Origin of the sequence: Amphritea sp. 1_MG-2023 (assembly GCF_030547545.1) — a bacterium.
Taxonomy (GTDB): Bacteria; Pseudomonadota; Gammaproteobacteria; order Pseudomonadales; family Balneatricaceae; genus Amphritea.
Genome location: NZ_JAUOQE010000007.1, coordinates 1 through 25,208, shown reverse-complemented (window position 1 = coordinate 25,208; position 25,208 = coordinate 1). Strand labels below are relative to the sequence as shown.

Below are 25,208 nucleotides of genomic sequence, written 5' to 3'. Positions count from 1 at the left end.
TTTAGTGAACGTCGCGCCAGTACTCTTTCTTCAGCGCGAACGCGAAGACAAATAAGATGGCCAGGAAGATCAGCACTTTATAACCCAACGATTCAGATTCAAGCTTAACAGGGTTACCCATGTAAGACATGAAGTTAACGAGGTCATAAATGGTCTTATCAAACTCTTCAACTGACAGCTCGCCTTTCTCAGCAATGCTCAAGCAGCCACCCATTTGCAAACCCGTCAGAGGATCAATGGTCTTCTCTTGATGAGCCATCTCTGCTGCCGTGCAATGGTTGACCTGCAACCCCTGTAGACCTTCCAAGACATTAGGCATACCGACGTCAGGGAAAACCACGTTATTCACACCCCAAGGGCGTGCTGGATCTTTATAGAAGCTACGCAGGTAAGTATATACCCACGACTCACCGCGCAGACGGGTCTCCAGTGTCAAATCCGGTGGCGGTGTACCAAACCATGCTGCAGCATCTGCTGTTGGCATCGCGTTAGTCATCTGCTCACCCACTTTTGTATCACCAAAAATGAGATGCTCTTGCACCAACTCACTCGGCATACCCAAATCGACAGCGGCACGCTCATAACGTTGATAGTCAGCCGAGTGACAACCCATGCAATGGTTGACAAAGGTCGCCATACCACGCTGCAGCGACGCCTTATTCGCATGATCTGGATTCATTTCATCCAGATGAACCCCACCTGTAGCCGCACTAGCTGTCACTGGCGCCAATACTAACAAGATTGCGATAAAAAACTTTTTCATTAGCCTGTCACCCTTTCTGGTACCGGTTTAGTGCTTTCCATTCTGGTGTAGAACGGCATCAGGATAAAGTATGCAAAATACAGTGCAGTACAGATCTGCGCCACCAGTGTCCGGCCTGGAGAAGATGCAACAACCCCAAGATAACCCAGAATCACAAAGCTAATGGCAAAGATAACCAACCAAACTTTACTCATCCAGCCTTTATAACGCATCGATTTAACCGGACTACGATCCAACCAAGGCAGCACGAACAGGATAGCAATCGCCCCACCCATCACTACCACACCAGGGAACTGAGAAGCCGCAATAGGCGGAATCGCACGTAACATGGCGTAGAACGGTGTGAAATACCAAACCGGCGCGATATGCGGCGGAGTCTTCAGCGCGTTAGCGGGTTCGAAGTTAGGCTGCTCGATAAAGTAACCACCCATCTCAGGGAAGAAGAAGATGATCAGGCAGAACACGAACAGGAAGACAACCACGCCGACAATATCTTTAACGGTGTAGTAAGGGTGGAATGGAATACCATCGAGAGGCACACCGTTCTCATCTTTTTTGTCTTTAATCTCAATACCGTCTGGGTTGTTAGAACCGACTTCGTGCAGTGCAATGATATGCATTACAACTAAGCCCAGCAGAACGATAGGCAATGCAACAACATGCAGAGAGAAGAAACGGTTCAGCGTAATACCTGAAATCAGGTAATCACCACGAATCCACTCTGCCAAGTCAGGACCAATCACCGGCACAGCCGAGAATAGTGAGACGATAACTTGCGCACCCCAGTAAGACATCTGTCCCCACGGCAGCAAGTAACCCATGAAGGCTTCAGCCATCAAAGCCAGATAGATTGTCATACCGAAGATCCACACCAACTCACGCGGCTTACGGTAAGAACCGTACAGCAGACCACGGAACATATGTAGATAGACCACGGCAAAGAATGCCGACGCACCGGTAGAGTGCATATAACGGAGTAACCAGCCATAATCTACATCACGCATGATGTATTCAATCGAGGCAAATGCGCCTTCAGCCGTTGGGTTATAGTTCATGGTCAGCCAGATACCGGTTAATATCTGATTAACCAGCACTAACAAGGCAAGAGAACCAAAGAAATACCAAAAGTTGAAGTTCTTTGGAGCGTAGTATTTTGCTAAGTGATCATCCCACATCGCCGTCAGCGGGAAACGATCATCAATCCAGCCAATGATGCCTGGATTTCCTTTATTGCGTGCGCCAGCCATTATGCAGTCTCCTGATCCACACCAACGATGATCACATTATCGCTCTCATAATAATGAGGCGGAATCACCAGGTTAGTAGGTGCCGGAACACCCTTCAATACACGACCAGACAGGTCAAAACGAGAACCGTGACATGGGCAATAAAAACCACCTACCCAATCAGCACCCAGATCTTCAGGCGCCAGTTCAGGACGATACGTTGGCGAACAGCCCAAGTGAGTACAAATACCAACCATCACCGCAATATCTTCACGCAGCGCACGCGCCGGTGTACCCGGAACATAATCTGGCTGTTGTGGCACTGTCGACTCAGGATCTGCTAAACGATCAGAAATCTTTACCAAATTTGCCAGCGCTTCCGGTCCACGACGTACAATCCATACAGGCTTGCCACGCCACTTCACGATCATCTGCTGACCAATTTCCAGCTTACTGACATCCGCTTTAACCGGAGCACCAGCTGTTTTAGCCTTGGCACTCGGGTTCCATGAAGCCACGAACGGAACAGCTGCTCCTACGGCACCCACTGCCCCAACAGCAGAAGTGGCACCGATCAGGAGACGTCGCCGCCCCTTATTCACGCCGTCATTACTCATTAAGACTCTCTCCCCTCACTCAACCTATAACCCCACACTATTGCAGCGCAGTCATTATTGGGTTGCTCAGTAATGAATACCGAATTAACGGATTTTTAAAATGGCACAAATAGTAATGAAATTCCCTGCTTCTTACAAGGCTAATTAGGCGCAAAAGCGCCTTTTTACGCCTATAGTCGAGCGTCTTTTGACCTCATCCCAAAGCACCACCCCAAAATCAAAAAAACGCCCGTACCATTGCTGGCACGGGCGTTTCTTTTGCACGATACAAAACTGTATCGCTGCGAATTAACGCTTGGAGAACTGTGGTTTCTTACGTGCTTTACGTAGACCCACTTTCTTACGCTCAACTTCACGCGCATCACGGGTAACAAAACCAGCTGCACGCAGTTCAGGACGCAATGTTTCATCATATTCCATCAGCGCACGCGTGATACCATGACGGATCGCACCAGCCTGACCGAAACCACCACCGCCTTTAACGGTAATGTAAACATCAAATTTTTCTGCATTACCTGTCAGATCCAGAGGCTGACGCACGATCATGCGAGCAGTTTCGCGACCGAAGTAAACATCCAGTTCACGCTGGTTAACAGTGATTTTACCTGTACCTGGACGTAAAAATACGCGGGCAGTAGAGGATTTACGACGGCCTGTGCCGTAATACTGAGTTGTAGACATATTGACCTGTCCCTTAGACGTTCAGTTCTTGTGGCTGTTGAGCCGCATGCGGATGTTCTGCACCAGCGTACACTTTCATTTTTGTGTACATAGCGCGACCCAGGGGACCTTTAGGCAGCATGCCCTTAACGGCCAATTCGATGGTGCGAGTTGGTTGAGCTTCAACCATCTTCTCGAAAGAAGTTTCACGCAGACCACCAGGGTAACCGGTATGGCGATAGTACATTTTGTCCTTACGCTTGTTACCCGTTACGTTAACTTTCTCAGCGTTAACAACGATGATGTAATCACCGGTATCAACGTGAGGTGTGTATTCTGCTTTATGCTTGCCGCGCAGGCGACGTGCAATCTCGGTAGCCAGACGACCCAGAGTTTTACCCTCAGCGTCAACAACATACCAATCGCGTTTTACCTCTGCAGGCTTAGCGCTAAATGTAGTCATGATAATTTACCTATACATCAGTCTGAACAAGGCCAATCAAGCGATCAGCTAGGTTCGACGACCTTATAATTATTGGTTGTAAACCGCAGTTCACAACGTCAAAATTCCTTGGACCAATCCGAAGGAGCGCGGATTATACTGCAATCACAAAAAGATGCCAATAAAAGATTATCGCCACACCATTTAATTGTAGAAGGCGTGTTGGCATGCCCCTTGGGTATCCCACGCCGATGATGTCTGGGTTTGCGGTTCAATCGCGATGAGGGCATCGCTCGCTACAAGGCTCGGTGGGCATTCTTATCCACCGAACTGTAGGAGCCGTGCTGGCATGCCCCTTGGGTGCCTCACGGCGATGCGGTGTTTGTGTCAGAGCCGTGCTGGCATACCCCTTGGGTGCCTCACGGCTATTGTTTGTGTGGGAGCGACGCCCTCGTCGCGATGAGGGTTCGATGGACATTACCGGAGTGCTGTCCATATCTGTACTATCGGTGCGGTTCGTCGAACTCACCGACACCCAGCGCAAATGCTGCGCCAACAAATAAAGTGGAGAACCGCGCCAACAAATAATATCTAAGCCCGATGTTCGCGGGCCAGATACTCTTGCGACTGCATCTCTAACAGACGACTCTGAGTTCGTTGAATCTCAAACTCGAGCCGCCCTTCACTATAAATCTCATAAATCGACTTTTCGGCCGTCAAAATTAACTTAACGCCGCAATCATAGAATTCATCGACAAGGTTAACGAATCGACGCGCGGCATCATCATTAGTCCGACCTAGCTGCGGTACATTACTAATCAACACCGCATGAAATATCTTGCTTAGTTCAATATAGTCATTCTGACTACGCGGCCCTTCACACAGCTCTGAGAACTCAAACCAAGCAACATCTTCGCAACACCGGCGCGCTTGAATCTTTCGACCATTAACCTCTAATGAGCATCCTTCAGTCACCTCATCGAGATCCGGCACTAATCTTTCAAAACTCGTATTCAGGCTTTTATCTGCCGCTGCGTCCAGTGGGTAGTGATACAACTCAGCCTGCTCAAGTGTGCGCAAACGATAGTCAACACCGCTATCCACATTAACCACTTCAGTAAACTGATTAAGCATTGCAATCGCGGGCAGAAAACGTGACCGCTGCAAACCATTCTCATACAAGCCATCAGGGACAATATTCGAAGTCGCCACCAGCGATACACCATTTTTGAACAGTTCTTCCAGCAACCCGCCCAAAATCATCGCATCGGTAATATCGGTAACAAAAAACTCATCGAAGCAGATAATTTTAAACTCGCTGGCATACTTTTTCCCAATCTCGACCAACGGGTTTGGCGTACCATCAAGTAACTTCAGCTCTTTATGCACTCGCTGCATAAAACGATGAAAGTGAGTACGCTCTTTATTCTCAAACGGCAGGCTATCGAAAAAGGTATCCATCAGGTAAGTTTTACCCCGGCCAACGCCACCCCAAAAATATAACCCTTTAACTGGCTCCAGCGGCTGAGGTTTCTTCAATTTACGAGATAAGCGCCCCATCAATCCAGCCGGCTTTGGCTCATCCTTTTTCGCCACCAAGTCATCATATAAGCGCTGCAGATGCTTAACCGCCTCTTCCTGCGCGGCATCATAGGAAAAATCTTCCCGTTCAAGGTCTTTTTTATAACGAGCAATAGGAGTCATGCGAAAAACCGTACCATTCAAGCTAATGTCAGATATCATCAAAGGATATAAAAGAAGGTTGGGCACTTTACTCCCCACCACTAGGTTTTGCAACGCAACAAAGGGATAAAGGCGGCATCGTTGCAACTCATGCTTCAGCGCACCCCACAAACCATCACCTCAGAATAACAAGGGTGTCGGTGAGCCTTGCGAACCGCACCAGCGAATTTATCACATCAACATCGTTGAATGCGGTTCGTCAAACGCACCACACCCCACGCGAAATATTGCGCTAACGAATAACCTATGGAACGTGTTGGCATAACCCTTGGATACCCTCGTCGCGACGAGTACCCAGAGGGCATGCTAGCGTCGCTCGCTACAAGGCTCGATGGGTATTACACACCCAGCGGACGAACTGTAGGAGCCGTGCCCTCACGGCGATGCGGTGTTTGTATCAGAACCGTTGGCATAACCCTTGGGAACCCTCGTCGCGACGAGGGCGTCGCTCGCTACAAGGCTGGGCGGGTATTCTATACACCGAACTGTAGGAGCCGTGCCCTCACGGCGATGCGGTGTTTGTATCAGAACCGTTGGCATAACCCTTGGGAACCCTCGTCGCGACGAGGGCGTCGCTCGCTACAAGGCTGGGCGGGTATTCTATACACCGAACTGTAGGAGCCGTGCCCTCACGGCGATGCGGTGTTTGTATCAGAACCGTTGGCATAACCCTTGGGGACCCTCGTCGCGACGAGGGCGTCGCTCGCTACGAGGCTCGGTGGGTATTACACACCCAGCGGACGAACTGTAGGAGCCGTGCCCTCACGGCGATGCGGTGTTGGTGTCAGAGTCCTGCTGGTATAGCCCCTGGGTGCCCTCAAGGCGATTGTTTTGATTTGCCGTTCAATCGCGACGAGTCGTCGCTCGCTACAAGGCTTGGTGGGTATTCTATCCACACCATCGGTGCGGTTCGTCGAACTCACCGACACCCTACAAGGACATCACTGGAATCAATAGCGGCAACATGAACGCCGTAAAAGCGCCGGTCATGCCCATCGCTAACCCCCCAAAAGCGCCTGCCATCAAACCATATTCAAAGGCGTAGGCGGTGCCCATACCATGCGCCGATACGCCTAGGGTAAATCCTTTTACTGCCTCATCGGTGACATTGAGAATACGATAAATAGGCGGTGCTAAGACACAACCAATGGCACCGGTGATCAACACCAAACCCGATGCTAGCGAGGGATAGCCGCCCAGCTTTTCCGCTATGCCGATCGCTATCGCCGATGTCACCGATTTCGGCGCAATCGATAACAGCGTTTCTAAGGAAGCATCTAACGCCTGTGCCACCAGAATAGCCGATGCCGCCGCCGTCACCGCACCCGCCATACAAGCCAGCAGCAGCGGCAAGAGCATTTTTTTAACCCGTTCAAGATGATCAAACAACGGCACCGCCAGCGCGACCGTTGCCGGACCCAAGAGAAAATGAATAAACTGCGCGCCTTCAAAATAGGTTTCGTAAGGCGTACCCGTCAGTAACAAAAACAGGATAATCAACGTTAATGACACCAGCACGGGGTGCAACAGGGGCGTACCACCCACACGCCGATTCAACCAGGAGGCGACTATAAAGGTGACAATAGTAACGATCAGCCAAAGCAACGGCTTCGCCGAGAAAAAGGTCCAAAATGCCATCAATACTATTCCTTTTCTAACTGATGTAGCTTTTTAGCCGAGGGATTCAAAATTAATGCCGTAACGATAATCGTCAGCCCGGTACTCACAATCAAGGCTAACAAGATCGCCAGCCAGTCTGCCTGCAACAAAGAGAAATGCGTCATCAACCCCACACCCGCAGGAACAAACAACAAGGCAAGATGCTTCAGTAACGCCTCGGAAGGTAGCCGCAGCGACTCGGGCACCTCCCCCTTAATGATCAAACACACCAGCAGCAATACCATCCCCACCACTGGCCCAGGCACCGGCATGGCCAATGCCATAACAATCAACTCTCCGGCGAATTGAAACAGCAGTAGTATTAAAAAACCAACCAGCATATCGCCCCCAACAAATCGTTACAGCAGTAATACAAAAGCCTCACTGCCAGCATAAAGCGCAAAAATAATAAACAACACACCCGAGGCACGATGCAGCCAAACCACCGAGATATAACGCATCAGTGCTCGCCCTGCTATAACACCAATCACCGATGTTGCCAGCAGCGCTAATGTCGCGCCCAACCAAACCGGCACAGCAGGTTCGGTACTCGCCAGCCCTATCACCGCCAGCTGGGTTTTATCGCCCAACTCAGCGAAAAATAGCATTAACAGCGCGGATAAAAATACACTCTTGCCCGACATCGCAGGGCTATCGTCCTCATCACCCTCTTCAACTTTGAACGACTGCAGACCAAACCAGAGAAACAACAACGCAACCAGACACAAAACGACTGAGCGAGGCAGCCATGCTGACGCCATAGAACCCACGAAAACCGCCAGCACGTTCAAGCTAGCAAACGCAACCACGGCTCCTAACACCACCGGCAGTGGGCGATATCGCGTGGCCAGCGTCATACACACTAACTGACTTTTATCACCAAATTCAGCCATAAAAACCAGCAAAAAAGAACCGATCAGACTGCCTAGAGGATCCATACCCGCTACTCCCAACGCATAAAAAAGCTGGCAATTATACAGAAATAAATACTACTCGCAGGTAATCGAAACAAAAGTTAATTGTTCAGCGGTGATTTTTCGGCAACACGTAAGGCCTGCTCAGTATTCAAATTACATAACTGATCCGCCATATCAACGATATCAATGAGTTGCATTGGATGGCTGCGCATCCATCGCTGCACCGCTCGCTGACCGCCTGCCAACCAGTTAGATAGATCCACCGTCAGCCGCCGAGGAATCACCGCATGCAACGGGTGCAGTTTATCCCCTTCTGACAAAACCGTAATAGCATCCGGCTTTGCTTGGGCTGCCAGCAATAAACGCTCAATTAACTCAGTTTGAAGCAGGGGCGTATCACAAGGCAGAACCAACACAAGCTCAGTATGACAAACATGAAGACCACTCAAGATACCCGCCAAAGGGCCTTGAAACCCAGCTAACTCATCCATAACAACTTGATCAGCTAGATCAGCGTATTCCGGCAGGTGGCGATTACAACTAATAATCAATCGCCGCGCATAAGGCTTGGCAAGCTGCACAGCAAAACCCACCATCGGTAACGAGCGAAACGCCACCAAGCCCTTATCTCGACCACCCATACGCCGACCTTCACCACCGGCCAGCACAATCACATCAACGGGAGCGAGGCCTTTCATCCACCGGTTACCGGCGGGAATAATCCCACTTCATCCCCCTCAGTAATCACCGTCTCTAACGGCACTATTTCTTGATTAACCGAACAAAGCAGCGTGCCATCTAATGCCTGACACCATTGATCACCTCGCAACTTCAAGGTCGCGAGCAGATCGACAACACGCTCACCATTGACAGGTTGATGAACCAATTGCCCAACCCCCAACGCTTCACGTAACGAAGCAAAAAACAACACCTTAACCATCACCACACCCTACACTTAGCATCATCAATACACATCTCATGGCAAGCTTAACATCATGATGCGGATATCGGTCGACTATTATGCCGTTTACAGAAGCGTTATCCATCATCCTTTAGATCCGCCTTGCATAGTCGACCTATTCTTTTTTAAGCCAGCTTTTTTAAGCTACTTAAATAACCGAAAGAGGATAGCCTCACTCGCCAGCTCGATCACTAAAGCCCTACTTCACTAAACGGAATAAACGCGAGTTGATCACCTTCATTAACGATCGTCTGCGCCGGCACCACGAGATAGCCCTTTGCCGAAACAGCCGAACTCAGTACACCCGAGCTTTGACTATGAGCCAACACCGCTCTGCCCGCCTGAATATCGACCCGAAGATACTCTTGCCGCCCAATCGCCCGCGGACGACTAAAACCCGCCTCAACCGACAGCGTTAACGGTGGTGACGAGTCAGCGCCCATTGATTGCAATAAAAAAGGCCGTGCCAATATAGTGAAGGTCACCAATACGGCAGAAGGGTTTCCCGGCAAACCCAACAGAGGCTTGCCATTAACATAGCCAAATGCCATCGGCTTACCCGGTTTAATGGCCAGCTTCCAGAGTTTCAACTCCCCCTGAGATTCAACCGCCGCTTTAACATGATCCTCTTCTCCGACAGACACGCCACCGCTAGTAATAATACAATCCGCTTGCTCAGACGCCTGCTTCAACGCGGCAATGGTACCTTCCCGAGTATCCTCAACCATCGTCGAGATGACCACATCACAGTTCAGTCCTTGCAACAACCCCTTCAGCGTAAACAGGTTTGAATTATAGATCTGTCCAGCTTGCAACGGATTACCCGGCATGATCAGCTCATCACCGGTAGCAAGTACAGCCACCTTCAAGGGTTTATACACCTGAATCTCGGCGATACCTACCGATGCCAACACGCCGAGATGCGATGCCATCAATCGAGTGCCCGCGGTCATCACCACCTGCCCCTGACGAATATCCTGCCCCCGCCGACGTATATTATTACCCACAGGCGGGCTCTCAAGAATCTCAATCCGAGCCTGTCCATCAACCTCGCTGACAAGGATGTTCTCCTGCATCACCACCGTATCGGCACCCAGCGGAATCTCAGACCCGGTAAAAATTCTTGCGGCCGTTCCCGCTTCGAGTGCCGCAGGCGCAGCCCCCGCCGGGATACGCTGAGAAACGCTCAAACTGTTATCACTCAACTCAGCGAGCGCCACACTATTCAGCGCATAACCGTCCATGGCACTGTTATCTTGTGGCGGCACATCAACGGCTGAACACTGATCTTCTGCCAACACTCGCCCAAGCGCCTCACTAATCGGCAGTACCTCTGTTTCAACTAGGGGTTTAGCTTGCGCGAGCAGTGCCCTCAGCGCCTCAGTCACCGGCATCAAGGCAGGATTAGATTGATCACAACTCATCCTCGAGGCCCACACGCCGTGTCAACGGTTTGCCCCGTCATCACCATCTCAACAAAATTACAGGGCCGATGACGCGCATCCAACTGTTCACGAATAATACCGTTCCAAGCGGTTTTACAAGCCCCCGTGGAACCCGGCATACAGAAAATGACTGTTCGATTGGCCACACCAGCAAACGCACGAGATTGAATCGTCGAGGTGCCGATCTCCTCATAAGATAATTGTCGAAACAGCTCACCGTAGCCCTCAATCGCCTTATCGAATAACGGCGTTAATGCTTCAGGCGTGGTATCACGCAGGGTGAAACCTGTACCACCGGTCACCAGTATCGCCTGCACGGTTTCATCGGCAATCCACTGCGACACCACCGCACGTAACTGATAGACATCATCTCGACAGATCGCACGCTGTGCGAGGCTATGCCCCGCCGCAGTCAAACCTTCCACCAACGCATCACCGGAAGTATCGTTATCCGCTGTTCGTGTATCAGATACCGTCAGTACCGCAATGCGTAACGACCGAAAAGATACTTCACTCTTTGTATGACTCATATATCCCCACCAAATCACGCCATGTCACTGAGATGCAACATAAAAGCGTTAAAATAAGCTCTACCAGCAAAAATGGATAGCAGTAGAATTAAAACCCAAATACACCAACAGGCCACTACTTTTTCAATCGATCACCGAGGCGATATAGCGGTTTATATTGCAGCACAGCAAAAAAACACACAGCAGTGACGCATAGTGCAACAATCACAGTTCCGCTTTAAAAAAAGCCATGATACTATTAGAAATTATTGTAAGGCCACTTTTCATGTTATTTGCGCTCAAAAATCAGATAAATAATATACAAATGCTCAGCTGAGACGGCAACAAACAGACTACTTATATAAGGATATCCGCCAATGAAAAAACGAACATTAGTAAGCCTCATTGCCCCCTCCGCTTTGATATTTACACTGCCCGCTTCTGCAACAATAGAACCGGCAGCTATCGATGCAGGCCCCGTAAAAATCATTCCAATGATAACCGCACAAGTTGGCTATGATGATAACTTTTTTAGTACTGCAGACAATGAAGAAGATGAGACCATTACGGTTCTCTCTCCGTCTGTACAAGTCGTTGCCGAAGATGGTTTAAATGCTTACCGCGTGGTTTATCAACTCAGCGACGGTACCCATCAAAACAACACCGCTGATAACTATACCGATCACACTCTGTCGGCAGATGCTCATATCGAATTCAGTCAACGTAGTGTGTTAGATCTAAAAGCCGCTTATAACAAGGGTCATGAAGCCCGAGGGTCTAACGATTATGTTACCTCTAGTCCCATTGAGTATGATGTGACTACCGCGAGCTTCAGATATATGTACGGCGCGCCACAAGCGACTGGACGTATTGAATTCTATGGCGAGCACCTAGAACGTGAATTCACCAACTTCCGCACCATTACCACCGGTCGTGATGACACCGAAGTCACCTTAGGCTCTGTTTTTTATTATAAAGTGATGCCTAAAACATCACTTTTGTTCGAAGTACGTAACAAAGATATCGACTACGATGTTGATCCAAGCAGTTCACTGGACAATAACACTTGGAAATATCTAGTCGGTGCAACGTGGGAAGGCACCGCCAAAACCACCGGTACGGTTAAGGTGGGTGTCAGCGACAAAGATTTCGAGTCCGCTAGTCGTGAAGATTTCACCAGCGCCAGTTGGGAAGCGTCTGTGCGTTGGGCACCCCGCACATACTCCGTTGTCGATATTAGCACTAGTCGTTCAGCGGCTGAAAGCTCGGGCACCGGCGACTTCATCGATACCAAAAACTACAACATCAACTGGAATCATGCTTGGAACGACGTTATCAATAGTGATCTCGGCCTCGGCATGACTAGCGAAACCTATGAAGGTGATGTTAACGGTCGTGAGGATGACACAACATCCATCAATGTTGGTATGAACTACGATATGCGCCGCTGGTTAACCTTTGGCTTGAGCTATACATTCAGCGATGTGGATTCCAACATTGCCACCGAAGATTACACTAAAAACTTAGTCATGCTGACAGTCAACGCAGCGCTTTAAACTGATTAAATCGAGAAACCTCTATGTTACTCAGTTATAAAACGATCAGGGTAGCCTTTATGGCTACTCTGTTACTATTTTGCTCGGTCACTTCGGCGGCTGAATCAACCACACTCTCCGATTATCGTCTCGGTTCGGGCGATCTGTTGAGCATTCAGGTATTCGGCGAAGAAGATCTGAGCATGGAAATACGTCTCAGTGATGCCGGCACCATTGCCTACCCCTTCTTGGGTGAGTTAAAGATACTCAATATGACCATTGGTAACCTCAGCGAACGTATCCAAGAGGGTTTAGCAGACGGCTACCTGCACGATCCACAAGTGAGTATTACCGTATTAGAATATCGTCAATTCTATATCAACGGCGAAGTCGAAGAGCCGGGCGGTTACCCCTATCAACCTGGGCTGACATTACAGAAAGCGGTTGCACTCGCCGGTGGATTTACCGAACGGGCATCCAAAAGCAAACTGTTTGTCTCCCATGACGGTGAAACAACTAAGCCTCGCTTGGTGCAACTGAACACTCAGATAAAGCCCGGCGATATTATTACTATCGAACAGAGCTTCTTCTAGCCACACGCGTGTTATAAAGTACTCATTCAGCAGAGACGCACGATAACAACGTTCCGCATACACATAAAAGAGACCAACCGGAAAGTATGGAAACGCATAAATCTCAGGAAAACATCTCCCAATTGATGAGTGATGATGTTATCGACCTACGCCAATACTGGAATACGATTAATCGGCATAAGTGGGGCATCTTTGGCTTTGCCATCGTGGTCACCATGTTGACCACCTTGATGGTCTTCTCCATGAAACCGATCTATCGTGCGGATGCGACGCTATTGATCGAATCGCAAAACGCCAACGTCGTCTCTATTGAAGAAGTGTATGGCTTAGATTCAAGTAATAGTGAATATTATCTAACTCAATTCGAAATTCTTAAGTCACGCCAACTAGCGGAACGAGTCATCGATAAACTCAATCTGATTAATAATCCTGAGTTTAATCAGCCACCAAGCTTTATGGCAACGACAATCGCCTCGATTAAAGATTTGATACCGCTGGGGGTTAAAGAAGAACTCAGCGAAGAGGAACAGAAACGCGTTAGGTTGCAACAAGTAACGGCTCAATTTATTGAGAACTTATCCGTCTCCCCTATTCGAAAAACCCAATTAGTTAAAATCAGTTACGATTCTTTTGATCCAATGCTATCGGCACAGATAGCCAATGCCGTTGGCGATGCCTATATTGAAAACAACCTTGAGGCACGCCTACAACTCACCACCAAAGCCTCCGGTTGGCTGATGGAGCGTTTGAGCGGCTTACGAGAAAAGTTGAAGATATCCGAGCAAAACCTACAACAGTATCGTGAACAGGAACAGATTGTCGGCAGTGATGGCGGCTTCGATATCGCTAATAACGAACTCGACATGGTCGCCAGTAAACATGTTGAAGCTCGACGCGAACGGATGGCCCTAGAAAGCCTGAATCGTCAAATTAAACGGCTGGATAAGCGTAATCCAGAGAACTTCGAACTCATTCCCGCCATACTGCAACATCCTCTGGTACAAAGCCTCAAAGGCTCAGTGCTTCAGGTTGAGCTTAAAAAGTCTGAACTCGCTAAGCGCTATGGAGCTAAACACCCGAAGATGAAGGCAGCACAGTCTGAACTGGATAACGCCAGACGCAGCCTAAATGCTCAAATTCTATCGGTCGTCAATGGTATTGAAAATGAATATCGCTTAGCTCTGTCCGCTGAACGCTCTTTGAAAGCCGCCGTTGATCAGACCAAGCGAGATCTGCAATCGATCAACCGTAAAGATTACCGTCTTAAAGAGCTCGAGAAAGAGGTCGATGCCAACCGTCAGCTCTATGACACCTTCTTCACTCGATTAAGCGAAACTAATGCCACCGGCGATCTACAATCGGCAAACGCGCGCATTTCGGATCCAGCACAGCCACCGCAGGATCCAGCAAAACCTAAAAAAGGCCTGATTATGGCGTTGGCCTTCGTGGTGAGCATCATGTTCGGTATCATGTTCTCGTTCTTACTCGAAGCACTGAACAATACGCTGAAAACCGCTCAGGATGTCGAAAACAAGCTCGGCGCGACCATGCTCGGTTTATTACCCAAACTGGCTAAAAAGAATAAAACCGATAACGTCAGCTATACCGCTTACTTAGATAAAGGTCAGTCTGCTTTTGCCGAGTCCGTGCGGACTATTCGCACCGGCATTGTACTCTCAGCATTGGATAACCCGCATAAAGTCCTATGCGTTACCTCATCGGTACCCGGTGAAGGTAAGACGTCACTGACACTCAATATGGCCTTTTCTCTCGGGCAGATGGAAAAAGTCTTGCTCATCGATGCGGATATGCGACGTCCCTCCATTGCCAAAGCCTTCGGCCTGTCCGGTAAGGTTGCCGGATTGTCGAACTTGGTGGCGGGTACGGCCAAACTGGAAGAAACCATTCACAAGGATGAGAAATCGGGAATCGATGTCTTGCCATCCGGTATTATTCCGCCAAACCCACTGGAACTGCTGTCATCTGAACGTTTTGCTAAAGCATTGGCATTACTGGAAACTAAATACGACCGTATTATTATCGACACCGCCCCGACTCAAGCGGTCAGTGATGCGCTCGTGTTATCACATCATGTCGGCGCGATGATCTATGTGGTTAAAGCCGATTCAACCAACTATCAGTTGGCGAAGAATGGTCTTAAACGACTCGGCGAAGTGAAAGCACCCATTATTGGTGTGGTACTGAATCAGGTCGATATTAAGAAAGCCGCTAAGTATGGTGATGATTATAATGGTTATTACGATACTTACGGTTACACCGCCGCAGAACAGAGAGCCTAATGATCGATCTGCATAATCATATCCTCCCGGGTATCGATGATGGCCCGGGGACATTGGATGAATCACTGGCACTGGCCCGCACCGCGGTCAGTGACGGTATAAAGCATATGGTGGTGACACCTCACATTCATCCCGGACGCTATGATAATCAAATCGCGACCATCGAGCCGGTTTTACAGCGTTTACAAGCGGCCTTGATTGAGCATTCGATCCCGTTGACATTAACCATGGGGGCTGAGCTACGCATCTCTGCCGAGATGATTAGCATGATTCCGTCCGGTCACGTGCCCTTTTTAGGCGAGTGGCAAGGGCAGAAGGTGTTGTTACTCGAACTGCCGCACAATCATATCCCCCCCGGCAGCGATCAACTGATTCGCTGGTTAAAATCCCAGAATATTATCCCGATGATCGCTCACCCCGAGCGGAATAAAGAGATCATCAATAATATTGATAAAATCAACCCGTTTATTGAACAAGGCTGCTTGCTACAAGTAACCGCGATGTCGGTCGCAGGCCGGTTTGGTGATAGCGCCTACACCATCGCCAAAGAACTCCTCGCACGAGACTGGGTAACCGTGTTAGCAACAGATGCTCACAATTTAGCCCATCGCCCGCCGATTTTGAGCGAAGGCGTACAAGCCGCCGCTGAAATCATCGGTGAAGCCGCCGCATACCGCCTCGTCAACGACACACCCGAGCAAATTGTATTCCATCATGCATAACCGGATTAAGCCGCGCTTACTCATCACCGCCCCGCTGATCATCGCGCTATGCGTGGCGGCTTACTTCGCTGTTGGTATCGGTATCGCCGATCTCCATGCCTACAGTCCTCGACAGCATTTAGAATACTGGCAGAAAAAAGCGAAAACCCCACCGACTGAAGAACTAAATCAGGCACTCAATAATATTACTACGGCTATCCACTGGAACCCTCTACATGCCGAATATCGAGACATGCACGGTCTGTTGAATTATTACCAAGCCATCGATCATTATTATCAAGGCAATCAAGATCAGTTTGTGCAACAGACGCAACAATCGTTAGCCGACTATCAGCTAGCGACTCAGTTACGCCCTAACTGGCCTTATAGTTGGGCGAATATTGCGCTAATGAAAGCCTCGCTACAACAATTTGATGCCGAGTATCGTCACGCGTTAATACAAGCCACCACGCTAGGCCCCTGGGAAAACGGCGTCAACGTGTCTGTCACCGAAGCGGGCATGCGTGGCTGGTCAACGCTCGATAGCGTGACACAAGCAGCCGTCATACTAAACATCGAGCGCGGTATTATCCGTAACCATAAAAATATTAAACAGCGCATTGCGGCGCTAGATAAACTGGACTTAGTCTGTGCTCAATTAAAAACCTCAGCGCAACGTAAACGCCTGTGTGGTTTTTAAATGTCGCCGTTAATAGCTGATATGAATTGAAGACTGACAATTAAACTGACAATAACACAACGTTAAACGAGCTCAAGTTAGCGAGTTCAACGCTTAGGAGCCACTATGACGACCGTACGTAAAGCGATAATCCCTGTTGCAGGTCTTGGAACTCGGGTACTACCGGCCAGTAAAGCGATTCCTAAAGAAATGTTACCGGTGGTTGATAAACCGGTTATTCAGCACGTGGTTGAAGAAGCCGTTAAAGCCGGTATCAAAGAGATCATTCTGGTTACCCGTAGTGGTAAATCCGCTATCGAAGATCACTTCGATTCCCACTATGAACTTGAGCAGCAACTCGAACTCAAAAACAAAACCGCTATTCTAGATTCAGTGCGCAATATCATCCCTAACGACGTCACCATTATCTCCGTACGTCAGCCTGAAGCGAAAGGCTTGGGCCACGCGGTGTACTGTGCTGCACAAGCGATCAATAACGAACCTTTCGTGGTCATTCTGCCCGATGTGTTAGTCAACAATTATCAGCAAGATGAGAATGATTTACAAAAAATGGTGCAAGCATTTGAACAACACGATGCGGCCCAAATCATGGTGGAATCAGTGCCGCAGCAGCAGGTACAGCTCTACGGTATCACCGATTGCAACGGCATCAAGCCTGCCGCGGGTGAATCGACACCAATCAAAGGGATGGTGGAAAAGCCTAACGTGGATGAAGCCCCTTCCGATCTAGCCGTCGTCGGTCGCTATGTACTGCCCACACGTATTATGGCGTTACTGGCGAATACCAAGCCTGGTGCCGGTAATGAAATTCAGTTAACCGATGCCCTCGATGAACTGTTACGCGAACAAACGGTTGAAGCGTATCGCATGACCGGTAAAACCTACGATTGTGGTAATAAACTCGGCTTCTTACAGGCCAACGTCGCCTATGGCTTGCAACACCCCGATACTGCCGAAGGTTTTAAACAGTTCCTTGCGCAACAGGAGTAAAATGATGACCGTTGATCAATCTCCTGCTTGGGCGGCGTTGAATAGCCACGCCGATGAACTGCGCCATAAGCACCTGAAAACATTGTTCGCGGAAGACGCTAACCGCTTTGATAACTTCAGCGTTAGCGCCGCTCACTGTCTGGCTGATTTTTCCAAGCAACGTATCACGGCCACGACGCTACAGCGATTGATTGATCTTGCGGAACAGCAACAACTACCGCAAAAAATCGAAGCGCTTTTCGGTGGCGAACACGTTAACCCATCCGAAAATCGCCCCGCGCTGCACACCGCCTTACGTCAGCCCAAAACTGCACCGCTGGTATTGGAGGGTGAGGATATCACCAAACAGATTCACGCTTCGCTTGAACGCATGGAAGCGTTAGTCGAGCAGATTCACAATGGTCAGTGGCGAGGCTATGATGGCAGCCCCATCAAACATGTCGTTAATATCGGTGTGGGTGGCTCCGACCTTGGCCCACTGATGGCCTGCCGAGCATTGAATTTGTTTACTTCGCCGGCGAATCGCAATATCGATATACACTTTGTTTCCTCGATGGATGGCAGCCAACTGGCACAACTGTTAAATAGCCTCGACCCGGCATCGACGCTGTTTATCGTCTCCTCAAAATCATTTTCCACCATTGATACCCTCGCCAATGCCAATACCGCTCGTGAATGGCTGATCGATGCCAGCGAGTTATCCCTCGAACTCATCAGTCAGCATCACTTTATCGGTATTACCGCCAATCAGGCTAAAGCCTCTGAATGGGGTATTCCCGAAAAAAATCAGCTGCACTTCTGGGAATGGACCGGCGGCCGTTACTCGATGTGGTCGGCTATCGGCATGGCCATCGCGCTTCACACCGGCAACGATAACTTCCGTAAAATGCTGGCGGGCGCGCATGAAATGGACAGTCATTTTCGTCACGCACCGCTAACGGAAAATTTGCCGGTATTGCTGGCGATGATCGGTATCTGGAATATTAACTTTCTCGATATTCACGCCCATGCGGTGCTGCCTTATGATGGTCGTCTGCAACATCTGCCGGCCTATCTCGAACAACTGGAAATGGAAAGTAATGGCAAGAGTGTCACCCTCAAGGGTGATAAGCTGAACTACGCAACCTGCCCGATACTTTGGGGAGAGATCGGCCCTAACGCTCAGCACGCCTTTTATCAGTTGCTGCATCAAGGCACTGAATCCGTGATGTGTGACTTTATTGCACCGGCACGACGGTATCAAGAATACGGCGATGATCTACAAGCGCAACATCAACTCGCCTTGGCTAACTGTCTCGCGCAATCGCGTTTATTAGCCTTGGGCGATAGTGTACTAGAAGATGGCGATACAGCGCCGTCACACAAGCGCTACCGTGGTAATCAACCTAGCACCACCCTGATTATTGATGAGCTCACGCCCGAAAGCTTCGGTGCATTGATCGCCATGTACGAACATAAAGTCTATGTGCAATCGGTTATCTGGGAGATCAACCCTTTCGATCAATGGGGTGTCGAGCTAGGCAAGCAAGTGGCAACCTCATTACTCGATCAATTCAGTCACCCTACGGCAGCCAAAACCGATAGTTCAACCGCAGGCCTGATCCGCTTTGTACAGCAGCAACAGGGAGTACAATCATGAAAGTTAAGGTGCATGGTGCCAATCTGACTGCTTGGGTAGCGGCGGCCTGTCTGGCCAGAGCGGGTAATGATGTCTGTATCGAGAACCCTGAGGCGCAGTTAGATAAACCGCTGCAGGATATCTCGGCGTTACGCGATGAGCCAGGCTTATTAGATCAGATCGAACTACAAATGCAGCAAGGTCGACTGAAGCGCAATCTCACTGAAGATAGCGAAACCACGATTCACTGGCTCGCCTTAGAGCACAATGAATTCGCCCTCGCCGAACGTATTGTGCAGCATCTAGCCAAGCAGGTGGCGGAAAAGCTTTTAATCATCAATCAGTGTAATTTTGGTGTCGGCGCTACGACTCAGTTGCAACGTCACCTCAACGAAAGCGCCAAACAAGCGGTTGTTTATGTTCCTAACAATCTGCAAGAGGGTAAAGCGTTACAGGGCTTCAGCCAACCCAAGCGAATCACTATCGGCAGTGATAATAATTGGGCTATCACCATGACCCGCTCGCTGATCCGTCCCTTCTTACAGAATATTAACCAACTGTTACTCATGACCAGCCGCGAAGCGGAATTTACCAAGCTGGCGATCACCGGCATGCTGGCGATACGAATCGGTTATATTAACGAAATCGCTAACCTTGCCGATCAAATGGGTGTCGATATCGATATCATTCGTGAAGGCATGGGCACCGATCCAAGAATCGGCAGTCACTACCTCTCTCCCGGCTGCGGTTTCGGCGGTCAAAACTTTAATCTGAACATCTCTCAGTTTTCGGATATTTTTGAAAAACGGGGTCAAAACTCGCTGCTGAAAACGGTTATCTCAGAAAACGAGATACAAAAAGAGCTGCTCTTCAAAAAACTATGGCAGCACTATCAGGGAGATCTCGCAGGTAAAACCGTCGCCATTTGGGGGGCATCGTTCAAACCCGGTACCGCCAGCATCGATAATGCACCTAGCGTCAAAATTATCGATGCGTTATTAGCCCAGGGCGTCAACGTCCGAGTGCATGATCCCGAAGCCCTAAATAACCTGCAGCGCTATTATGCTGAAGAGCCTCTGATCAGCTTCTGTACCGCCCCCTATGCGGCGATTGACGAAGCCGATGCACTACTGCTGGTCACCGAGTGGCCTGAATACTGGTCACCGGATTATCTGCAACTGCTCGAATCGATGCGCCGACCACTGATCATCGATGGGCGTAACATCTTCGATAAGGAAGCCCTCGAAATGTACGGTTTCACCTATATCGGTATTGGCCGCTAATGCAGATTCTAAAAAAAATATTTTTCTGTCTCTGCGCCGCCGCACTGCTTTACGGGCTATTTCGTCAAACACCGCCGCCTCAGCTATTCGATCAGTCGGATAAATTTGGTCATCTAGCCGGCTTCGCAACGATGACCTTTGTCGGCCTCTGGACCGTCTCGCGCCGGTTTATGACGCCCTTTCTCATCGGCCTAACCTTGCTCGGCTGCAGTGCCGAGTTTATTCAACAGTGGCTGTTAGCCCATCGGTATTTTTCACTCGATGATATGTATGCCAATCTGACAGGCATCGCCATCATTGCACTGCCGTGGTTAGCCTGGCGTGTTAGACAATCGTTTTATTCAACTTCTTCAAACTTACAACCTTCAGAGAAACGCCCATGAGCAAACTAGCCTGTTTCAAAGCCTATGATATCCGCGGCCAGCTTGGCACTCAGCTGGATGAAGATTTAACCTACCGTATCGGCCGCGCCTATGCCGAATTTCTTCAGCCCAGCAGCGTCGTGGTCGGCGGTGATATGCGTCTCTCCACTGAATCCCTGAAGCAGGCACTCACCAACGGCCTACGCGACTCGGGGGTTGATGTCCTGGATATCGGCCTATGCGGTACGGAAGAGATCTACTTTGCCACCTCTCACCTCAACACCGACGGTGGCATCGTCGTGACCGCGAGTCACAACCCCGAAGATTACAACGGCATGAAACTGGTGCGTCAAGGCTCGCGCCCCATCAGCGGCGATACCGGCCTGAACGATATCGAACAACTCGCCCGCGATAATAACTTCAGCACCCCCGATGCAGCCAAACGTGGCAGTTATACACAGATCGATACCCTCGCCGCCTATGTTGAACACCTAGAAGGCTATATCGACCTGCAAGACCTGAAACCCTTAAAGTTAGTCGTCAATGCAGGTAACGGTGTCGCTGGGCATGTGATCGATGCCCTAGAGCAACAATTTGCCGCGACAGCCGTGCCCATCGAATTTATTAAAGTGCATCATCATCCCGATGGTACCTTCCCTAACGACATCCCTAACCCGATTCTGGAAGAAAACCGTGCCGATACCATCGCCGCCGTATTAGAACATAAAGCCGATATGGGGATTGCTTGGGATGGCGACTTCGATCGCTGCTTCCTGTTTGATGAAAACGGCCGCTTTATCGAAGGCTATTATATCGTTGGCTTATTGGCCGAAGCCTTTCTGGCCAAAAACCCTGGCGCAGCCATTATCCACGACCCTCGCTTAACCTGGAACACCCTCGATATCGTGGAAGCCAGCCAAGGCAGAGCGATTCAAAGCAAAACCGGCCATGCTTTCATTAAAGAACGGATGCGCGAAGAAGACGCCGTCTACGGCGGCGAAATGAGTGCTCACCACTATTTCCGTGACTTCTTCTACTGCGATAGCGGCATGATCCCTTGGTTACTGGTCGCTGAACTGGTGAGTAAAAAAGGTCAAACACTGTCACAACTGGTGGATGATCGGATTACCAAATACCCCTCCCCCGGTGAAATCAACAGTAAACTAGACGATCCCAAAGCGGCTATCGAACGAGTACTCGATACCTACAAAGATAGCGCAACCGCTATCGACTACACCGACGGCATCAGCCTAGACATGGGCGAATGGCGCTTCAACCTACGTTCATCCAACACCGAACCCGTCGTCCGCCTCAACGTCGAAACCCGCGGTGATGAAGCCCTAATGAAAACCAAAACAGACGAATTACTTAGCTTGCTAAGAGCATAATTTAAAAATCGGCGTGAGGGCACACCTCCTACAAAAACATCGCCCCACCGCGATAACGAATCATTGTAGCGAGGCACGCCCCCGTCGCGATTAACCCACAAATAAACGTCATATCGTATCATTGTAGCGAGGCACGCTAGCATGCCCTTTGGGTACCCCGTCGCGATTAACCACCATAACCACACCATCGGCGTGAGGGCACACCTCCTACAAAAAAACACGCTGTCGCGATAAACCCACAAACCAAAACCATCGGCGTGAGGGCACGCCTCCTACAAAACATTGCCCCGTCGCCGCGATAAACCCACAAATTGAATCATTGTAGCGAGGCACGCCCTCGTGCCGATTAACCCACAAATAAACGTCATATCGCATCATTGTAGCGAGGCACGCTAGCATGCCCTTTGGGTACCCCGTGCCGATAACCCCACAAAACAAAACCATCGGCGTGAGGGCACGCCTCCTACAAAACATCGCCCCGCCGCGATTAAATCACCAAAACAATCCTATGCCATGGCTCTACTGCAACCAGACGGCATCCCACAACGGATATTCTCTAATGCTTTTTACCAATCCCGCCCTAACGGGGTTCATCACGATATAGCGGGCAATATTCACTAAATCTTCTTCGCGCCTCACCGCATGATCATGAAAGCCTTTTTGCCAAATATCACTCGACATACCCCTTATTCTTTTCACCTTTCTAGAAGAGATCGACTTAACCGTTTTGAGGGTTGCACTTAAAGATTTCGATTCAAGCTGAAGCAGCCAGTGAACATGGTCAGGCATGACGACAAACGCTAATGTGTCGGTAAATTCTGCTTCTTTATGAAGAACATCAACAACCTGCCGACCTAAAGCATAATCATTAAAAATAGGTTTTCTTTCGAAGGTTACGAATGTAACCAAATAGATACGACCAAGCTCTGAATAACGTCCTTTACGCAGCCCAGATGAATTCCCTTTCATCTTATCCTCCTTAAAATACTATCGTTGTAGCGAGGCACGCTAGCATGCCTCCCACAAATGCATTATTTTTGTAGCGAGCGACGCCCTCGTCGCGATTAACCACCATAACCAAAACCATCGGCGTGAGGGCACGCCTCCTACAAAAAAACCACGCCGTCGCGATTAACCACCATAACCAAACCCATCGGCGTGAGGGCACGCCTCCTACACAAACATCACGCGCAAAAAATCTTACCGATACCCTTCTGGGTTTTGAGACTGCCACTTCCAAGTATCAGTCATCATGTCTTCTAAGCTATATTTTGCAGACCAATCCAGCTCACGATTAGCCTTGCTCGCATCCGCCCAAAAGGCCGCTAAATCACCCGCTCGTCTTGAGGCAAACTGATAAGGAATATCGATGCCTGTCGCCGCCTTGAAGCTATTCACCATCTGCAGTACAGATAGGCCATTACCGGTTCCTAGATTGTAGATATGCACACCCGCGCCTGCCAAGCAGCTTAAAGACTTAAGGTGCCCATCGGCCAAATCCATCACATGCAGATAATCACGCACGCAGGTGCCATCGTCTGTCGAATAATCATTACCAAATATGGATAACTGCTCTCGCTTGCCTACCGCCACCTGACTAATAAACGGCATCAAGTTATTGGGGATACCTTGTGGGTCTTCACCTATCAAACCACTTGGATGCGCACCGATAGGATTGAAATAACGAAGCAACGCCACCGACCATTCAGGATCCGCAGCACACAAGTCGGTGAGCATTAATTCGACCATCGATTTCGAGCTACCATAAGGATTTGAGGTTTTCCCCCGCGGCATGGTTTCTTCATAAGGCACCGGCGCATCTTCGCCATAAACCGTGGCCGAAGAACTAAACACCAACTTTTTAACGCCGGCTGCGGCCATGGCTTCACATAAAACTACCGAACCGGTAAAATTATTTTGATAATATTCAAGAGGGATTCTGGCACTTTCCCCCACGGCCTTTAAGCCAGCAAAATGAATCACCGTCTCGATCGAATGATCCGCAAAAAGCTGATCCATCGCCGCTCTATCCCGAATATCACCTTCAATAAAAACAGGTCGTTTACCGGTTATAACTTCAATCCGATTAAATACCTCCGGGTGGCTATTACAAAGGTTGTCAAAAACCACCACCTCGTAACCTGCCTCAAGCAACATCACAACTGTATGCGAGCCAATATAACCCGCCCCACCCGTCACCAAAACGGCCATATCAATACCTTTAAAAATAATAATTAATCAGAGTCTATCAGAAAAAAATAACACCATGCAGAGCAGCCATACAACCGATTTCGCGTAGGGTGTCGGTGAGGAACGAACCGCACCAATGGAAACAACCGTATATTAAAATCATCAAACATCACCGGTGCGGTTCGCAAAACTCACCGGCACCCTACGATTTATATCTACCTTTGTAGCGAAGCACGCTAGCATGCCCTTTGGGTATCCCGTGCCGATAACCCCACAAAACAAAACCATCGACGTGAGGGCACGCCTCCTACAAAACATCGCCCTCGTCGCGATTAACCCACAAACAAACGTCATATCGCACCGTTGTAGCGAGGCACGCCCCCGTGCCGATAAAACCACAACATCGTTGTAGCGAGCGACGCCCTCGTCGCGATTAACCGCCATAACCACACCATCGGCGTGGGGGCACGCCTCCTACAAAAAACCACACCGTCGCGATTGAACCACAAACAAACGTCATATCGTATCATTGTAGCGAGGCACGCCCCCGTGCCGATAAAACCACAACATCGTTGTAGCGAGCGACGCCCTCGTCGCGATTAACCG

General features: G+C 49.4%; 25 protein-coding genes. 10 read left to right on the top strand and 15 right to left on the bottom strand.

Annotated elements, in window-relative coordinates; translation table 11 throughout:
* Position 1: 1 nt before the first annotated feature.
* From Q4488_RS05675 to moaB, 13 genes are all read right to left on the bottom strand, one after another.
* Entirely contained in the window at positions 2-763 is a 762-nt protein-coding gene (locus Q4488_RS05675) for a cytochrome c1 (protein ID WP_303579499.1), read from the bottom strand.
* The gene (locus Q4488_RS05670; protein ID WP_303579498.1) at positions 763-2,010 is read right to left on the bottom strand and encodes a cytochrome bc complex cytochrome b subunit; all 1,248 of its coding nucleotides are present in this window, start codon (positions 2,008-2,010) and stop codon (positions 763-765) included. The genes Q4488_RS05675 and Q4488_RS05670 overlap by 1 nt, the downstream gene beginning before the upstream one ends.
* A complete protein-coding gene (petA, locus tag Q4488_RS05665) occupies positions 2,010-2,606 on the bottom strand; it encodes a ubiquinol-cytochrome c reductase iron-sulfur subunit (protein ID WP_303579497.1) in 597 nt (198 codons plus the stop codon). The genes Q4488_RS05670 and petA overlap by 1 nt, the downstream gene beginning before the upstream one ends.
* Positions 2,607-2,894: 288 nt before the next feature.
* Positions 2,895-3,287: a 30S ribosomal protein S9 gene (gene rpsI / locus Q4488_RS05660; protein WP_303579496.1), complete on the bottom strand. Its 393-nt coding sequence runs from the start codon at positions 3,285-3,287 to the stop codon at positions 2,895-2,897.
* Between the two features lie 13 nt (positions 3,288-3,300).
* Positions 3,301-3,729, bottom strand: a complete 429-nt coding sequence (gene rplM, locus Q4488_RS05655; protein WP_303579495.1) for a 50S ribosomal protein L13 — start codon at positions 3,727-3,729, stop codon at positions 3,301-3,303.
* Positions 3,730-4,299: 570 nt separating this feature from the next.
* On the bottom strand, positions 4,300-5,412 hold the full coding sequence (gene zapE / locus Q4488_RS05650; protein ID WP_303579494.1) for a cell division protein ZapE: 1,113 nt from the start codon (positions 5,410-5,412) through the stop codon (positions 4,300-4,302).
* 969 nt (positions 5,413-6,381) lie between these two features.
* A complete protein-coding gene (locus tag Q4488_RS05645; protein WP_303579493.1) occupies positions 6,382-7,089 on the bottom strand; it encodes an LrgB family protein in 708 nt (235 codons plus the stop codon).
* A gap of 5 nt (positions 7,090-7,094) precedes the next feature.
* Complete coding sequence (locus tag Q4488_RS05640) at positions 7,095-7,451, bottom strand: CidA/LrgA family protein (RefSeq protein WP_303579492.1); 357 nt, start codon at positions 7,449-7,451, stop codon at positions 7,095-7,097.
* Positions 7,452-7,469: 18 nt separating this feature from the next.
* Positions 7,470-8,048 (bottom strand): TMEM165/GDT1 family protein, encoded by a 579-nt coding sequence (locus Q4488_RS05635; RefSeq protein WP_303579491.1) that lies wholly within the window; start codon positions 8,046-8,048, stop codon positions 7,470-7,472.
* Between the two features lie 77 nt (positions 8,049-8,125).
* Positions 8,126-8,725: a molybdenum cofactor guanylyltransferase MobA gene (mobA, locus tag Q4488_RS05630; protein WP_303579490.1), complete on the bottom strand. Its 600-nt coding sequence runs from the start codon at positions 8,723-8,725 to the stop codon at positions 8,126-8,128.
* The gene (locus Q4488_RS05625) at positions 8,722-8,967 is read right to left on the bottom strand and encodes a MoaD/ThiS family protein (RefSeq protein WP_303579489.1); all 246 of its coding nucleotides are present in this window, start codon (positions 8,965-8,967) and stop codon (positions 8,722-8,724) included. The genes mobA and Q4488_RS05625 overlap by 4 nt, the downstream gene beginning before the upstream one ends.
* A gap of 212 nt (positions 8,968-9,179) precedes the next feature.
* Positions 9,180-10,412, bottom strand: a complete 1,233-nt coding sequence (gene glp, locus Q4488_RS05620) for a gephyrin-like molybdotransferase Glp (protein ID WP_303579488.1) — start codon at positions 10,410-10,412, stop codon at positions 9,180-9,182.
* Positions 10,409-10,963 (bottom strand): molybdenum cofactor biosynthesis protein B, encoded by a 555-nt coding sequence (gene moaB, locus Q4488_RS05615; RefSeq protein ID WP_303579487.1) that lies wholly within the window; start codon positions 10,961-10,963, stop codon positions 10,409-10,411. The genes glp and moaB overlap by 4 nt, the downstream gene beginning before the upstream one ends.
* A gap of 356 nt (positions 10,964-11,319) precedes the next feature.
* Between moaB and Q4488_RS05610 the strand changes: the two genes are divergently transcribed.
* The 10 genes from Q4488_RS05610 to Q4488_RS05565 all read left to right on the top strand — a co-directional run bounded on the left by Q4488_RS05610 (position 11,320) and on the right by Q4488_RS05565 (position 22,412).
* The gene (locus Q4488_RS05610; protein WP_303579486.1) at positions 11,320-12,498 is read left to right on the top strand and encodes an outer membrane beta-barrel protein; all 1,179 of its coding nucleotides are present in this window, start codon (positions 11,320-11,322) and stop codon (positions 12,496-12,498) included.
* A 59-nt stretch (positions 12,499-12,557) separates the two neighbouring features.
* Complete coding sequence (locus Q4488_RS05605; protein WP_303579485.1) at positions 12,558-13,070, top strand: polysaccharide biosynthesis/export family protein; 513 nt, start codon at positions 12,558-12,560, stop codon at positions 13,068-13,070.
* Between the two features lie 86 nt (positions 13,071-13,156).
* Positions 13,157-15,370, top strand: coding sequence for a polysaccharide biosynthesis tyrosine autokinase (locus tag Q4488_RS05600; protein WP_303579484.1), 2,214 nt, complete (start codon positions 13,157-13,159; stop codon positions 15,368-15,370).
* Positions 15,370-16,092 carry a tyrosine-protein phosphatase gene (locus Q4488_RS05595; protein WP_303579483.1) on the top strand — a complete coding sequence of 241 codons (723 nt, stop codon included), beginning with the start codon at positions 15,370-15,372 and terminating at the stop codon, positions 16,090-16,092. Before Q4488_RS05600 ends, Q4488_RS05595 begins: the two co-directional genes overlap by 1 nt.
* Positions 16,085-16,771 carry a hypothetical protein gene (locus Q4488_RS05590; protein ID WP_303579482.1) on the top strand — a complete coding sequence of 229 codons (687 nt, stop codon included), beginning with the start codon at positions 16,085-16,087 and terminating at the stop codon, positions 16,769-16,771. The genes Q4488_RS05595 and Q4488_RS05590 overlap by 8 nt, the downstream gene beginning before the upstream one ends.
* Before the next feature lie 105 nt (positions 16,772-16,876).
* The gene (galU, locus tag Q4488_RS05585) at positions 16,877-17,761 is read left to right on the top strand and encodes a UTP--glucose-1-phosphate uridylyltransferase GalU (protein WP_303579481.1); all 885 of its coding nucleotides are present in this window, start codon (positions 16,877-16,879) and stop codon (positions 17,759-17,761) included.
* 4 nt (positions 17,762-17,765) lie between these two features.
* Positions 17,766-19,400, top strand: a complete 1,635-nt coding sequence (pgi, locus tag Q4488_RS05580; RefSeq protein ID WP_303579591.1) for a glucose-6-phosphate isomerase — start codon at positions 17,766-17,768, stop codon at positions 19,398-19,400.
* Entirely contained in the window at positions 19,397-20,662 is a 1,266-nt protein-coding gene (locus Q4488_RS05575) for a nucleotide sugar dehydrogenase (RefSeq protein ID WP_303579480.1), read from the top strand. Before pgi ends, Q4488_RS05575 begins: the two co-directional genes overlap by 4 nt.
* Positions 20,662-21,045 carry a hypothetical protein gene (locus Q4488_RS05570; RefSeq protein WP_303579479.1) on the top strand — a complete coding sequence of 128 codons (384 nt, stop codon included), beginning with the start codon at positions 20,662-20,664 and terminating at the stop codon, positions 21,043-21,045. Before Q4488_RS05575 ends, Q4488_RS05570 begins: the two co-directional genes overlap by 1 nt.
* Entirely contained in the window at positions 21,042-22,412 is a 1,371-nt protein-coding gene (locus tag Q4488_RS05565; RefSeq protein ID WP_303579478.1) for a phosphomannomutase CpsG, read from the top strand. Before Q4488_RS05570 ends, Q4488_RS05565 begins: the two co-directional genes overlap by 4 nt.
* 519 nt (positions 22,413-22,931) lie before the next feature.
* Here Q4488_RS05565 and Q4488_RS05560 read toward each other — a convergent pair.
* Together Q4488_RS05560 and galE are read right to left on the bottom strand one after the other, a co-directional pair.
* Entirely contained in the window at positions 22,932-23,381 is a 450-nt protein-coding gene (locus Q4488_RS05560) for a transposase (RefSeq protein WP_303579477.1), read from the bottom strand.
* Between the two features lie 231 nt (positions 23,382-23,612).
* On the bottom strand, positions 23,613-24,623 hold the full coding sequence (gene galE, locus Q4488_RS05555) for a UDP-glucose 4-epimerase GalE (RefSeq protein ID WP_303579476.1): 1,011 nt from the start codon (positions 24,621-24,623) through the stop codon (positions 23,613-23,615).
* Positions 24,624-25,208: the final 585 nt, after the last annotated feature.

What these genes read in the sequence shown, in the direction of transcription:
- petA (WP_303579497.1), bottom strand. Translation starts at nt 2,606, where the DNA reads ATGAGTAATGACGGCGTGAATAAGGGGCGGCGACGTCTCCTGATCGGT.
- Q4488_RS05575 (WP_303579480.1), top strand. Translation starts at nt 19,397, where the DNA reads ATGAAAGTTAAGGTGCATGGTGCCAATCTGACTGCTTGGGTAGCGGCG.
- Q4488_RS05565 (WP_303579478.1), top strand. Translation starts at nt 21,042, where the DNA reads ATGAGCAAACTAGCCTGTTTCAAAGCCTATGATATCCGCGGCCAGCTT.
- Q4488_RS05595 (WP_303579483.1), top strand. Translation starts at nt 15,370, where the DNA reads ATGATCGATCTGCATAATCATATCCTCCCGGGTATCGATGATGGCCCG.
- Q4488_RS05640 (WP_303579492.1), bottom strand. Translation starts at nt 7,451, where the DNA reads ATGCTGGTTGGTTTTTTAATACTACTGCTGTTTCAATTCGCCGGAGAG.
- rplM (WP_303579495.1), bottom strand. Translation starts at nt 3,729, where the DNA reads ATGACTACATTTAGCGCTAAGCCTGCAGAGGTAAAACGCGATTGGTAT.
- pgi (WP_303579591.1), top strand. Translation starts at nt 17,766, where the DNA reads ATGACCGTTGATCAATCTCCTGCTTGGGCGGCGTTGAATAGCCACGCC.
- mobA (WP_303579490.1), bottom strand. Translation starts at nt 8,725, where the DNA reads ATGAAAGGCCTCGCTCCCGTTGATGTGATTGTGCTGGCCGGTGGTGAA.
- Q4488_RS05645 (WP_303579493.1), bottom strand. Translation starts at nt 7,089, where the DNA reads ATGGCATTTTGGACCTTTTTCTCGGCGAAGCCGTTGCTTTGGCTGATC.
- Q4488_RS05675 (WP_303579499.1), bottom strand. Translation starts at nt 763, where the DNA reads ATGAAAAAGTTTTTTATCGCAATCTTGTTAGTATTGGCGCCAGTGACA.
- galE (WP_303579476.1), bottom strand. Translation starts at nt 24,623, where the DNA reads ATGGCCGTTTTGGTGACGGGTGGGGCGGGTTATATTGGCTCGCATACA.
- galU (WP_303579481.1), top strand. Translation starts at nt 16,877, where the DNA reads ATGACGACCGTACGTAAAGCGATAATCCCTGTTGCAGGTCTTGGAACT.
- rpsI (WP_303579496.1), bottom strand. Translation starts at nt 3,287, where the DNA reads ATGTCTACAACTCAGTATTACGGCACAGGCCGTCGTAAATCCTCTACT.
- Q4488_RS05570 (WP_303579479.1), top strand. Translation starts at nt 20,662, where the DNA reads ATGCAGATTCTAAAAAAAATATTTTTCTGTCTCTGCGCCGCCGCACTG.
- moaB (WP_303579487.1), bottom strand. Translation starts at nt 10,963, where the DNA reads ATGAGTCATACAAAGAGTGAAGTATCTTTTCGGTCGTTACGCATTGCG.
- Q4488_RS05605 (WP_303579485.1), top strand. Translation starts at nt 12,558, where the DNA reads ATGGCTACTCTGTTACTATTTTGCTCGGTCACTTCGGCGGCTGAATCA.
- Q4488_RS05590 (WP_303579482.1), top strand. Translation starts at nt 16,085, where the DNA reads ATGCATAACCGGATTAAGCCGCGCTTACTCATCACCGCCCCGCTGATC.
- glp (WP_303579488.1), bottom strand. Translation starts at nt 10,412, where the DNA reads ATGAGTTGTGATCAATCTAATCCTGCCTTGATGCCGGTGACTGAGGCG.
- Q4488_RS05600 (WP_303579484.1), top strand. Translation starts at nt 13,157, where the DNA reads ATGGAAACGCATAAATCTCAGGAAAACATCTCCCAATTGATGAGTGAT.
- Q4488_RS05610 (WP_303579486.1), top strand. Translation starts at nt 11,320, where the DNA reads ATGAAAAAACGAACATTAGTAAGCCTCATTGCCCCCTCCGCTTTGATA.
- zapE (WP_303579494.1), bottom strand. Translation starts at nt 5,412, where the DNA reads ATGACTCCTATTGCTCGTTATAAAAAAGACCTTGAACGGGAAGATTTT.
- Q4488_RS05670 (WP_303579498.1), bottom strand. Translation starts at nt 2,010, where the DNA reads ATGGCTGGCGCACGCAATAAAGGAAATCCAGGCATCATTGGCTGGATT.
- Q4488_RS05625 (WP_303579489.1), bottom strand. Translation starts at nt 8,967, where the DNA reads ATGGTTAAGGTGTTGTTTTTTGCTTCGTTACGTGAAGCGTTGGGGGTT.
- Q4488_RS05635 (WP_303579491.1), bottom strand. Translation starts at nt 8,048, where the DNA reads ATGGATCCTCTAGGCAGTCTGATCGGTTCTTTTTTGCTGGTTTTTATG.
- Q4488_RS05560 (WP_303579477.1), bottom strand. Translation starts at nt 23,381, where the DNA reads ATGAAAGGGAATTCATCTGGGCTGCGTAAAGGACGTTATTCAGAGCTT.